The 12,756-nt window shown below is 42.4% G+C and carries 8 protein-coding genes and 1 pseudogene; 1 reads left to right on the top strand and 8 read right to left on the bottom strand.

Going from position 1 to position 12,756, the window contains the following annotated elements; genetic code table 11:
• Positions 1-67: 67 nt before the first annotated feature.
• The 7 genes from HT730_RS00615 to rpsL form a co-directional block, all read right to left on the bottom strand.
• A complete protein-coding gene (locus HT730_RS00615; protein WP_000901572.1) occupies positions 68-298 on the bottom strand; it encodes a GlsB/YeaQ/YmgE family stress response membrane protein in 231 nt (76 codons plus the stop codon).
• Between the two features lie 9 nt (positions 299-307).
• Positions 308-1,549: an aminopeptidase gene (locus HT730_RS00610; RefSeq protein ID WP_173306483.1), complete on the bottom strand. Its 1,242-nt coding sequence runs from the start codon at positions 1,547-1,549 to the stop codon at positions 308-310.
• A 21-nt stretch (positions 1,550-1,570) separates the two neighbouring features.
• Positions 1,571-1,723, bottom strand: a complete 153-nt coding sequence (locus HT730_RS00605) for a hypothetical protein (protein ID WP_173254582.1) — start codon at positions 1,721-1,723, stop codon at positions 1,571-1,573.
• Positions 1,724-1,741: 18 nt separating this feature from the next.
• Positions 1,742-6,133, bottom strand: coding sequence for a PolC-type DNA polymerase III (locus HT730_RS00600; protein ID WP_173306482.1), 4,392 nt, complete (start codon positions 6,131-6,133; stop codon positions 1,742-1,744).
• A 103-nt stretch (positions 6,134-6,236) separates the two neighbouring features.
• Positions 6,237-8,318 (bottom strand): elongation factor G, encoded by a 2,082-nt coding sequence (fusA, locus tag HT730_RS00595; RefSeq protein WP_000090345.1) that lies wholly within the window; start codon positions 8,316-8,318, stop codon positions 6,237-6,239.
• Positions 8,319-8,742: 424 nt separating this feature from the next.
• Positions 8,743-9,213, bottom strand: a complete 471-nt coding sequence (gene rpsG, locus HT730_RS00590) for a 30S ribosomal protein S7 (protein ID WP_000087873.1) — start codon at positions 9,211-9,213, stop codon at positions 8,743-8,745.
• A gap of 19 nt (positions 9,214-9,232) precedes the next feature.
• The gene (gene rpsL, locus HT730_RS00585; protein ID WP_001142332.1) at positions 9,233-9,646 is read right to left on the bottom strand and encodes a 30S ribosomal protein S12; all 414 of its coding nucleotides are present in this window, start codon (positions 9,644-9,646) and stop codon (positions 9,233-9,235) included.
• A 273-nt stretch (positions 9,647-9,919) separates the two neighbouring features.
• Between rpsL and HT730_RS00580 the strand changes: the two are divergent.
• Positions 9,920-10,080 (top strand): annotated as a pseudogene (locus HT730_RS00580) (helix-turn-helix domain-containing protein); the annotation flags it as partial.
• Between the two features lie 265 nt (positions 10,081-10,345).
• Here HT730_RS00580 and HT730_RS00575 read toward each other — a convergent pair.
• A complete protein-coding gene (locus tag HT730_RS00575; RefSeq protein WP_173306481.1) occupies positions 10,346-12,343 on the bottom strand; it encodes a thiol-activated cytolysin family protein in 1,998 nt (665 codons plus the stop codon).
• Between the last annotated feature and the right edge of the window lie 413 nt (positions 12,344-12,756).

Here is a 12,756-nt window from a genome sequence, read left to right as displayed (position 1 = left end):
TTTGAGCAGCCTGCGGCTAGTTTCCTAGTTTGCTCTTTGATTTTCATTGAGTATCAGATTTAAGAAATTAACTTCCTCGTCTCCAGAAAATCGCTAAGACAATCATGGAACCTAGTACTGCCGGAATAATGGCAGTTCCTGCTATTATCGGTCCCCAAGTCCCAAAAAGCAAGTGGCCTATAAAGGCACCAATCCAACCGAGAAACATTTTTCCAAAACATCCCATGCGTTCTCCACGATTGGTCAGAGTACCTGCTAAAAATCCCACTAGGAGACCAACGAACATACTTCCTAACATATTATCTCCTTAATTTGCCCAATCTCCGTTACGGAAGAGTGGTACACGTGTCCCATCCTCACGGATACCATCGATATCCATTTGGTTAGAACCAATCATAAAGTCTACGTGAACATCTGAACGGTTAAGCCCTGCAGCTTCAAGTTCCTCTTCGCTCATCTCTGCTCCACCAACGACGCTAGTTGCATAGGCTGCACCGATAGCCAAGTGATTTGACGCATTTTCATCGAAAAGGGTGTTAAAGAAGGTAATGCCTGACTGAGAAATTGGGCTTGGATCTGGTACCAAGGCACATTCACCCAAGGCACGCGCACCCACATTTTCAAAGACAAGGTCTTTCATAACCTGATCACCCTTCTCAGCAGTGATATCTACGATTTGTCCATCCTTAAAGGTCACCTTAATACCTTCGATGATATTTCCGTTATAACTAAGCGGTTTTGTAGAGGTTACATAACCATCTGCACGACGAAAGTCAGGCGCTGTGAAGACTTCCTCTGTAGGCATATTTGGCAAGAATCCTTCGCCTTGTGCATTGATAGCACCAGCTGATTCCCAAACATGATTCTTCGGCAATCCAAGGGTCAAATCTGTTCCTGGCGCTGTGTAGTGAAGGGCTGAAAATTGTTCTTTATTAAGCATATCAGCCTTGCTCTTGAGGATAGCTGCATGCTCTTCCCAAGCCTTAACAGGATCTGCTTCGTAGACACGGCAAGTTTTGAAAATTTGGTCCCAAAGGAGATCGACTGCTTCTTCATCGCTCGCAGCATTTGGAAAGACTTTCTTAGCCCACTCAAGTCCAGCAGCGGCTGCTACAGTCCAGCTAACCTTGTTAGATTGAGTTGCGATGCGCATTGGCTTCATAGCAAGTCCCATAGCTTTAGCAGAAGCTGAAAGCTTGTCAGCATCCACACCGTTCAAAGCACCTGGATCAGATGAACGAACCCCAAGACGGCTAGCCTTGTTCTCCAAGAGATAGTTCATCTCAGCAATCTTGTATTCTGGTACATTGTTCAAACGTTCCATCGGTGCGTGGAGAAATTTCTCGCGATTGATGACATCATCTGTCCACTGAACGATAACCTCATGCGCACCCAAGGCATAAGTTTCTTTGACAATTAAGTGAGCCAACTCACGTTGCTCCACATCGATAGAGAGAGCCAAAGTGTGACCAGGTTGCACGTTGATTCCGTTCGCAACCAATAATTTCGCATATTTTTCTAGATTTTCTTTAAAATTTGGTAAAACCATGTTGTCTTCTCTTTTCTATTTTTATTTTTCTTTCAAAGCAGAAAATAATCCTGCTAAAGCAATAGCGCCCGACAATAGTGCTGTTGATAGAAGAATTGTACGATCAGCAAGTTCTAATTGATATTCAAATACCTTCTCAGCCGGCTTATCTTCCGCAAAAATTCTTAGTTTCATTTTTTTCCCTCCAAGGCCTTAAAACAACTCATCAAACAAACTCAACTGGTTATCCTCTGGCATATTGCCAAGAATACCCATTTCATCCATCTTTTCAACCAAAGTTGAGGAAAGTCCACCACGCTTGCGCAATTCTGTTTTAGAGAGGAATTCTCCCTCTTCACGCGCTCGCACCAACTGCTTGGCAACGTTCTCTCCCAGACCATCCATTGCTACAAATGGCGGAATGAGAGTATCCCCGTCGATGAGGAACTCTGTCGCCTGACTACGGTAGAGATCGAGTTTGCCAAACTTGAAACCACGCTCCCACATCTCATTGACAATCTCAAGAGTTGTATAAAGATCGATTTCCACATTAGAGGCTTCATTGTTCTTCCGTTTTTCAGAGATTTCTTCCATTCTGCGCTTGATAGCATCCAAGCCTGCACCCATAGTCTTAATATCAAAAGCCTTAGCACGAATGGAGAAGTAAGCACAGTAGTAATAAATGGGATGATGAACCTTGAAGTAAGCTACACGCAAGGCCATCATAACGTAGGCTGCCGCATGGGCTTTAGGGAACATGTACTTAATTTTCCCACAGGATTCGATATACCACTCTGGTACCTTATTGCCCTTCATGGCTTCGATGTAGCCGTTTCTCTCCTCCTCGGAAATCTTGAGCCACAAGCCCTTACGTACCCGTTCCATGATGGTAAAGGCCATCTTAGGTTCCAAACCAGCATGCATGAGGTAAACCATGATGTCGTCCCGACAACCGATAACAGTCGATAGGTCCGCTATTCCTTGCTTAATCAGATCTTGGGCATTGCCCAGCCAAACGTCGGTACCGTGGGACAAACCAGACAGCTGAAGCAATTCTGCAAAAGTTGTCGGATGGGTCTCGTCTACCATTCCACGTACAAAGTTGGTCCCAAACTCTGGAATCCCCAGCATACCCGTCGGTGTTCCGATTTGCTCAGGAGTCACCCCTAGCACATCAGTCCCTGAAAAGAGGGCCATCACACCTTCATCATCCATAGGAATTTCATTAGGATCAATCCCTGACAAATCCTGCAGTTTCCGAATCATGGTCGGATCATCATGTCCCAGTACATCGAGTTTGAGGACGTTCTCGTCTATATCATGGAAGTTAAAGTGAGTGGTCTGCCATTCAGCCGTCACGTCATCCGCTGGATACTGAACAGGCGTGAAATCATAGACATCCATGTAGTTCGGAATAACAACGATTCCCCCCGGGTGTTGGCCTGTCGTTCGTTTGACACCAGCAGCTCCCTGGGCTAGACGTTCCACCTCTGCATCACGATAAAACTTGCCATAATCTCGCTCGTAGCCCTTGACAAATCCATAAGCGGTCTTGGCAGCTACTGTACCAACCGTTCCTGCACGGAAGGCATATTCCTCACCAAAGATATCACGCACATCCAAGTGAGCACTAGGCTGATCTTCTCCCGAGAAGTTCAAGTCAATATCGGGAACCTTGTCCCCATCAAAACCAAGGAAGGTCTCGAAAGGAATATCCTGTCCGTTTTTGCTGAGTTTATGACCACATTTAGGACAGTCCTTATTGGGCATATCAAATCCTGAACCATAAGAACCATCGGTGATAAACTCGCTGTATTGACAATTCCCACAAACATAGTGAGGAGAAAGAGGATTAACCTCTGTAATCCCAATCATGGTCGCAACGAAACTGGAACCGACAGACCCACGAGAACCCACCAAGTAACCCCGTTCATTGGAACGTTGCACCAGCATCTGGGAAGCCAGATAAATCACAGCAAATCCATTCCCCAGAATAGAGGTTAGTTCTTTTTCAATCCGCAAATCGACAATATCTGGCAGCGGATTTCCATAAATCTCAAAAGCTTTCTTATAGGTCAACTCAGCAACCGTTTCTTCAGCCTTGTCTATGAAAGGCGTGTACAAGTCCCCCTTAACAACCTCAACAGGTTCAAAGATATCTGCCAAGGCATTGGTGTTTTCAATAACCAATTTGCGAGCTAATTCCTCTCCCAAGAATGCAAATTCATCCAACATTTCATTGGTCGTTCTAAAATGAGACTTGGGAAGTGGTGCTGGTTGGGCATGTTCACCGTGACCAATGGTTCGGTTAATCATCGCCCCCTGTCCCAAACTACGGACGATAATTTCACGGTAAATTTCTTCTTCTGGTTCGATATAGTGGACATTTCCCGTAGCCAAAACTGGCTTGCCAAGGCGGTCTCCAACTTCTATCAAACTCTTGATAATAGTCTGGAGTTCCTCCATATCCTTGACCTGCTCCTTAGCAATCAATGGCGCATAGATAGCTGGTGGCATGACCTCGATAAAGTCATAATACTTGGCCACCTCAACCGCCGCATCCACACCTTGGGAAACAACTGCGTCAAAAACTTCACCTTCCGAACAAGCCGACCCCAAAATCAAACCTTCCCGATGAGCATCTAGAACTGTTCTTGGAATTCGTGGCACCCCTTCAAAGTACTTGGTATTGGATAAAGAAACCAGCTTAAAGATATTTTTTAGCCCTACTTGATTCTTGACATAAATGGTCGCATGCTTGATCCGAGCTTTTTTGTAAGAATCTGGACTAATCAAATCAATGTTGAGTCTAGCCAAGTCGGTCACACCATGTTTTTCTGCTACCTCTTTGATAAAGATGAAAAGCAGACGACCTGTAGCTTCCGCATCGTAATTGGCCATGTGATGATGTTCCAAAGCCACACCAAAACGCTTGGTCAAAGGCCCCAAACCATGACGTTTGTACTCAGGATAGAGGTTTCTAGCAAACTCCAGCGTATCAATAACTGGCTGACTAATCCTTGGAAGACCATGACGCTCATAATTGGCGTTCATAAAGCCAACGTCAAAGGTCGCATTGTGAGCGACTAGGACCGTATCCTTGCAAAATTCTTGGAATTCTTGCAAAACTTGTTCCAGTGGTTTGGCATTTTTGACATGGTCATCTGTAATTCCAGTCAACTCAGTAGTAAAAGCTGACAAGGGATGACCAGGATTGATAAATTCATCAAATTCAGCAATGACATTCCCCTTGTACATCTTAGAGGCCGCAACCTGAATCAAATCATTATAGATAGCTGAAAGTCCCGTCGTTTCCACGTCAAAGACCACGTAGGTCGCTTCTGACAAGTCCATCCCCACTTCGTTATAGACGATAGGGACACGGTCCTCCACTATATTGGCTTCCATTCCATAGATTAGCTGGATTCCCGCTTTCTTGGCCGCCTTATAGCCATGTGGGAAGGACTGGACATTCCCATGGTCCGTGATGGCAACCGCCTTGTGTCCCCACTTAGCAGCTGTCGCAACGATTTCTTCAACCTCTGGTAGAGCATCCATGGTCGACATATTAGTATGAGCATGAAACTCAACCCGCCGTTCTCCTTCTGGCATCAAATCCTTCCGCTCATAGTGAACAACTTCCTGCACATCCTGCACATTCATAGTCAAATCGCGTGTGAAGTTATTCATCTCCACATTCCCACGCACTCGGAGCCAAGAATTCTTCTTGATAAGGTCAAATTTCTGGGCCTCTTCCTCATTTTTAACCCACTTTTGCATAGAAAAACTTGAAGTGTAGTCCGTCATTTTAAAGTTGATCAAAACACGCCCTGTTCTAGTCACTTTTTGCTCCACATCAAAAACAACTCCTTCAAAGACCAGACGATTTTCCTCCGTCGTCACTTCGATCATAGGAGTAATCTCTGCCTTATCCAGCTTCGGTTTAGCTGCAGCTTTTTTCGTTTGAAAATCAAAGGCTGGTTTCTCTTCCGCTGGAGGAGGTGCCATCTGTTCTAGTTGCTCCATAGCACGGAGCGCTTCCTCATTGGCCACTTGAACAATCTGCTCATTTTTAGCATGAAAGGCCTCTTCCTGCTCTTGGGTCAGCACATCATTCTTCTCGACTTGACAATTAAAAGTTGGAAAACCAAACTTTTCAAGTTGTTTGGCTAAATTAGGAAGGTGATTTTTCTTAAAGTGTTCCTTATCAATCGCCTCAGAGCCTTCAATAAAGAGTTGATTGCCCTCAGCACGAACTTGCAGATTCTGGTAAAGGGACCTAAAACCTTGGCTAGCACATGGCCCTTCAGAGAAAGCCTCCCTATAGTAGGACTGCAAGAGTTGATTTGAAAATTCTTGAGACAGAGCCTTGATTTCAAAAATTGCTTTATTACCTGTCTTAGAAAATTCTTCCCTCAAACCTTTCTTTAATTCTAAAAAGATTTCAATCGGTAAAATATTAGAAAATACGAAATGAAACTCCCATACCTTACTAATTTTATGAACCACAACTCGCTCAATATCAGCCTGCGCTAAAGCAGGAGCCTGTCTTATCTCAGCAGGCATCCCCAGTTGATTCATCAAAATTTCAAAACTATTTGACATTCATTTTCCTCACATTATTCTTCTACTATTTTACCATACTTAGAGGCATTTTCTAAAGACAAAAGGAAGCCACTAAGTGACTTCCTTCTAGAGTGAGGACAGATTAGTCTTCACCTTTGTTTTTCTTAATGATTTCTTCTTGTACTGACTTAGGTACATCTTCGTAGTGGTCAAATACCATCATGAATGTACCACGTCCTTGAGATGCAGAACGAAGAACTGTTGCGTAACCGAACATTTCAGCAAGTGGAACGTAAGCACGAACAATTTGGCTGTTACCGTGTGCTTCCATACCATCTACACGTCCACGACGAGCAGTTACGTGACCCATAACATCACCAAGGTTTTCTTCTGGAACAGTGATTGTTACAAGCATCATTGGCTCAAGGATAGCTGGTTGTGCTGATTTAGCAGCTTCTTTAAGAGCAAGTGAAGCCGCGATCTTGAAGGCAGTTTCAGATGAGTCGACATCGTGGTATGAACCATCGTAAAGCTTAGCTTTAACGTCAACCATTGGGTAACCTGCAAGAACACCGTTAGCCATAGATTCTACCAAACCTTTTTCAACCGCTGGGATAAATTCACGAGGAACCACACCACCGACGATTGCGTTTTCGAATTCGAATCCTTTACCTTCTTCGTTTGGAGTAAATTCAATCCATACATCACCAAATTGACCTTTACCACCAGACTGACGTTTGAAGAATCCACGAGCTTGAGTAGAAGCGCGGAATGTTTCACGGTAAGATACTTGAGGAGCACCTACGTTTGCTTCAACTTTGAACTCACGACGCATACGATCAACAAGGACATCAAGGTGAAGCTCACCCATACCAGAGATAACTGTTTCACCAGTTTCAACGTTTGTTTCAACGCGGAATGTTGGATCTTCTTCAGCCAATTTTTGAAGGGCGATACCCATCTTATCTTGGTCAGCTTTAGATTTTGGTTCAACCATCAATTGGATAACTGGTTCTGGAACGTTGATTGACTCAAGGATGATTTTAGCTTTTTCATCTGTCAATGAGTCACCAGTTGTAGTATCTTTCAAACCAACGGCAGCAGCAATATCACCTGAGTAAACAGTGTCGATTTCTTGACGGCTGTTAGCGTGCATTTGAAGGATACGTCCGATACGTTCACGTTTACCTTTAGAAGTGTTCAATACGTAAGAACCTGATTGAAGAACACCTGAGTAAACACGGAAGAATGTCAAACGACCTACGAATGGGTCAGTCATGATCTTGAAGGCAAGAGCTGCAAATGGCTCTTCGTCAGATGCTGGACGAGTTTCTTCAGCGTCTGTATCTGGGTTAATACCTTTGATTGCTGGGATGTCAAGTGGGCTTGGAAGGTAGTCGATAACCGCATCAAGCATCAATTGAACACCTTTGTTCTTGAAGGCAGAACCACACAATACTGGGAAGAATTCAACGTTGATAGTCGCTTTACGGATACCAGCTTTCAATTCTTCGTTAGTGATTTCTTCACCTTCGAGGTATTTCATCATCAATTCTTCGTCAGTTTCAGCAACTGCTTCGATCAATTTTTCACGGTATTCTTGAGCTTGGTCAAGGTATTCAGCTGGAATATCTTCTTCAAGGATATCTGTACCAAGGTCGTTCGTATAGATTTCAGCTTTCATCTTGATCAAGTCGATGATACCACGGAAGTCATCTTCAGAACCGATTGGCAATTGGATTGGGTGTGCGTTTGCTTGAAGACGATCGTGAAGTGTGCTTACAGAGTAAAGGAAGTCAGCACCGATTTTGTCCATTTTGTTGGCAAATACGATACGTGGAACTCCGTACTCAGTTGCTTGACGCCAAACTGTTTCAGTTTGAGGCTCAACACCTGATTGTGAGTCAAGAACGGTAACCGCACCATCCAATACACGAAGAGAACGTTGTACTTCGATTGTGAAGTCCACGTGTCCTGGTGTGTCGATGATGTTTACGCGGTGGTTATTCCATTGAGCTGTTGTCGCAGCAGATGTGATCGTGATACCACGCTCTTGCTCTTGCTCCATCCAGTCCATTTGTGACGCACCTTCGTGAGTTTCACCGATTTTGTGGATTTTACCAGTGTAGTAAAGGATACGCTCAGTTGTAGTTGTTTTACCAGCATCGACGTGAGCCATGATACCGATATTACGAGTTTTTTCAAGTGAAAATTCGCGTGCCATGAGGTTTGTTTCTCCTATTTATTTTTGATTTCTATTCTATTATAACACGATTTTAATAAAAACGGATAGGCAGGACCTACCCGTTCTCAATGTTTTCATGATATTGTTGGTTTCAACTTACGAGTTGGTAAGTTGAGTTATAGCTAATACTAATCGATTTAGCTAATTTGAACCTGGGCTAAAGTTAATTAGCCGATTTGAGTCGGAACGGGATGCTGTGTGAAAAAGATAAACTTCCTTGTATTCGTCGAATACTGCGTCAGTTTTCTATTTTCACCTTACATCCTTACCGTTCCTAGCATCATGATATAGTTGAGCTCAAGCTAAAAGTCTGGAGAAAAAGATGAATCTCATTGGTTGCAATCGCAACCTGCTTCGATTCCCTATTTTCTCTGGGACTTTCTTAACGCTTTCGCATCCTATCTTACCAACGGAAGTGTGCGAATGCACGGTTAGCTTCAGCCATACGGTGAGTGTCTTCACGTTTCTTAACAGCTGCACCAGTGTTGTTAGCAGCATCCAAGATTTCTTTTGCAAGACGGTCTTGCATTGTGTGTTCACCACGAAGACGAGCGATTGTTACCAACCAACGAAGTCCAAGTGTTGTACGACGTTCTGGACGAACCTCAACTGGGACTTGGTAGTTAGAACCACCAACACGACGTGCACGTACTTCAAGTACAGGCATGATGTTTTCCATAGCTGTTTCAAATACTTCAAGTGCATCGTTTCCAGTAGCTTCTTTGATTTGCTCAAAGGCACCGTAAACGATTGAAGCAGCTGTACCACGTTTACCATCAAGCATAACGCGGTTGATAAGACGAGTAACTAGTTGTGAATTGTAAAGCGGATCTGGCAATACGTCACGTTTTGGAGCTCTATTTTTACGACTCATTTCTCTTTATCCCCTTTCCTTATGCTTTTGGACGTTTAGTACCGTATTTAGAACGGCCTTGTTTACGATCGTTAACACCTGCAGTATCAAGTGCACCACGGACGATATGGTAACGTACCCCTGGAAGGTCTTTTACACGTCCACCACGAAGAAGCACCACGCTGTGTTCTTGCAAGTTGTGTCCGATACCTGGGATGTAGGCAGTAACTTCGATAAGGTTGCTCAAACGTACACGAGCGAATTTACGAAGGGCTGAGTTAGGTTTTTTAGGTGTCATTGTTCCAACACGAGTTGCAACACCACGTTTTTGTGGTGAAGAAACGTTTGTTTGAACTTTTTTATGACTGTTGTAACCAACGTTCAAAGCTGGTGATTTAGATTTTTCTACTTTTGATTTACGCGGTTTGCGAACCAATTGGTTAATTGTAGGCATCTACATTCTCCTGTGTTTTTTTATTTTTGGTGATGATACACTTGGTGACAGCTATCATCTGTGTGTACTTTTGCAACATTTGTCAGCACGTCCCTGTACACTCTTGAGAGACCAAAAGTAAAAAGTACCGTCTATTATTGTAACAAAATTTTCCCTTGCTTGTCAAGATATTTTTCTTTTTTATTCTTAATTTTAGCTCTGCTAACTTCTCAAAGTAACTTCCACTTGCCTAACCAAAGTGGAAATTAGTCTAAAACGAATTTTTATGGTGGAATTAAGTGTGAGACTTTCCGTTCCATCATTGAGAAGATGGGAAAAGACCCGTCAACGATTTCAAAAGAAATCAAGCGCAATCGCATCATGCATCCAACATCCATCAAATCTGATTGCACGGATTGCCCACTTCTCAAAAAGCTCCTTATGTCTGTAACAACGCGTTTTTCTCATACTAAAAGCTAGGTTGTGGAAAACTGGAAGTTAGTTTTATATTGAATTGAAATAAGACATGAACAAATCTATTGGGAAAGTCAACTTAATTTCTAGAAATGTTTTAATAGCAACAACGTACTATTCTAGTTTCAATCTGCTATAGAAGTTACCCTTTTCATCTTTTCATTCTCTCAAAAGTCAATCATAAAAGAGGAGAAATCGAAGTTCCTCCTCTTCACTGTTTACTATCGAATCAAGTAAATCAAATCGTTACTCATTCACAATTTTTTCATCAACTTTAGGGTTTAGAGTTGTTCCCCAATGTGTAATTGTACGTTGTTGTACTAGTGGTAAGTCTGTGCGGTTGTAAACTGTACGCCATGGTTCCCATACAAGACCTGTCTTTTCTTGAACCTTGATGCGAAGATTACGGACATTTCCTCTAAATTGAATCTCTGTTTGGAAGCCTGAAGTTCTGTTTTTTCCGTTATCTTCCCATTGACGTGAACGGATTTCTGGATTTCCTTGTTCATCATATGTAATTTCATCCCAATAGATGTAGTAACGCGCAACATAAGCACCCTTATGATGAAGTTTCAAGAAGCCATTTTTGTAAGAAGTAACCTTCGTTTCGATATAGTCTGTACTATTTTGTAAAGTTGCTTGGGCATTATCTTTTAGGAAGGCAGTCTTATATGAGATTGGCACAGCTGGACTTTGAGCGCTAAAGTTAGCTCCTTCTCTGATGAGTTCCTTCAAGTTTTCGACTGTTCCTGTGACAACTTTGGCGGCACCGCTAGCATTACCTCCTACAATTACCGCTGTTACAGAAGTATTCTTCAATAGACGGCTCCATTCAGAATTTGGAGCAATTGTTGCGCCTTTAATAACCGCATTAATAGCTGCTTTTAATTCAGTAGACTTACTTGCTGACTCAAACTTAACATAGATTTGACGTCCGTAAGAAACGTTTGATACATATACAGGTGGAGTTTGTGAATCAACACCTCTTTGTTTTAAATCTTCAGGTGTCACACTCTTGTCAAATACAGCCGCTGGATTGGTCGGTGCATCAAATGTCGCTGTATAGTAGATTTGTTTAAAGTTTACAACTTCAATTTGCTTTTCACCCTTTTGCACAGCCTCAAAGTCAATCTTGAGCGGTGCACCTGCTTTTTCAAAGTCTGCACCAAATTTTGCTTTCAATTGATTCATGCTATAGGCTGTAGTTGATTCATACTGAACACGGGCAGGAACGGAATGGCTAGATGAGTAATTCTTTGTCCATCTTTCAACCAAGGTATTCATCGCAGACTGCATACCACTAGTTGTAGGATCTGCTTCAATTCGGCTGTCAGACTGAATCATACCAGGTAAATCGACGCTGACTGTCCCCTTTGCACGGGCAAGACTAATCAATTCTGGCTGATTTTCTAGCAGATTTTGGTTTGCTTTATACAAGCCACCTAGGAAGACATTTTGATTTCCATTGATGGAAACATCTGCTGTGCCTGTAGAGAGGGTTTTCTTGATTTTTTCTACAACGACAAACTCTCCATTTTGTTCCTTAGCACTTGTGTTGTAGCGATTTTCTAAGGTTTCTCCCTTGCGAGTTAAAATATCTAAAGGATTATAAGTTAAGCCAAAAAGGTAGTCTTTCAATGCTGATGTTTGATCTACTACTGGTGCAGTTCTATCCTGTCCAACTTGAGTTGTTGCTGAACGAAATACTTCCACTTCTGCCAAGCTCAATGGGGTATTTTTAGTTTTCAACTCCACTTTTACATAACGAGCGCCTTTGGCTGTGAAGAAAACTTCAAGTTCTGGCTTCCCACTCAAACTATCAAAGTGTTGACGAGCAACTTCTTGTTTTGCTTCATTTAACAAAACAACATCAAAATTAGAAAGACGATTAGCTACATTCCCATCTCCACGATTGTAAAGTTTAACTTTTCCAACATTCTCTGTTTTTCCAAGATCGACTTGCCACCAAGCATTGTCTTCAAAGTTTGTATGCGTTACAGAATGGTGCCCATAGTCACTATCAACATTACCATCCACTGCTCGTGTAGCAGCTCCTCCATAAGCAGTAGAACTTTGACTAGCTTGTTTTCCACGAGCGATGTTTTCTGTCTCAACTGGACGATTCCCTTGCTCTGTAGCCAAAGCTACTCCCTGAGCGCTCAATAAAAAGGCCGCAACAACAGCACTACACACACCGAGTCCACACTTTTTGACAAAGCGATGCAAACGTTTTTCTTGATTCATTCCTTATTCCTCCGTTTTTAAATGAATACGTTTTCCTATTTGTCTATAGTTTATCAAATTTCAAGTAAAAGTCAAGCACAAATCAGCAAAAAAGTCAAGAAAATAAGAAGAAAACGTTTGCTGAATTTTTCTGATATTTTCTTTAGATTTCCAGTAAATACTATAGTTTGGAAACTAGATAAAACTTGAGAAGGGCTAGCTTTTTCTCTTCCTATTTATAGTTTCACTAGATGAACTTTTTAAAGAAATATTAGAGAGCAATTTCTGAATAAAAATAGCTGGGAACATATCCTCTTCCTAATAATACGTCTTGTCTTATGTGACATTTTTATACTCTTCGAAAATCAAATTCAAACCACGTCAACGTCGCCTTGCCGTACTCAAGTACAGCCTGCGGCTAGTTTCCTAGTTTG

Source organism: Streptococcus sp. k-628 (genome assembly GCF_013277475.1).
Classification (GTDB): domain Bacteria; phylum Bacillota; class Bacilli; order Lactobacillales; family Streptococcaceae; genus Streptococcus.
Note: the sequence above shows the minus strand (reverse complement) of the source record. Positions and strands in the feature narration are given on the sequence as shown.

Coding starts and splice junctions, on each gene's coding strand:
- HT730_RS00575 (WP_173306481.1), bottom strand. CDS start 12,343: ATGAATCAAGAAAAACGTTTGCATCGCTTTGTCAAAAAGTGTGGACTC.
- HT730_RS00605 (WP_173254582.1), bottom strand. CDS start 1,723: ATGAAACTAAGAATTTTTGCGGAAGATAAGCCGGCTGAGAAGGTATTT.
- fusA (WP_000090345.1), bottom strand. CDS start 8,318: ATGGCACGCGAATTTTCACTTGAAAAAACTCGTAATATCGGTATCATG.
- rpsL (WP_001142332.1), bottom strand. CDS start 9,646: ATGCCTACAATTAACCAATTGGTTCGCAAACCGCGTAAATCAAAAGTA.
- HT730_RS00615 (WP_000901572.1), bottom strand. CDS start 298: ATGTTAGGAAGTATGTTCGTTGGTCTCCTAGTGGGATTTTTAGCAGGT.
- HT730_RS00610 (WP_173306483.1), bottom strand. CDS start 1,549: ATGGTTTTACCAAATTTTAAAGAAAATCTAGAAAAATATGCGAAATTA.
- HT730_RS00600 (WP_173306482.1), bottom strand. CDS start 6,133: ATGTCAAATAGTTTTGAAATTTTGATGAATCAACTGGGGATGCCTGCT.
- rpsG (WP_000087873.1), bottom strand. CDS start 9,213: ATGAGTCGTAAAAATAGAGCTCCAAAACGTGACGTATTGCCAGATCCG.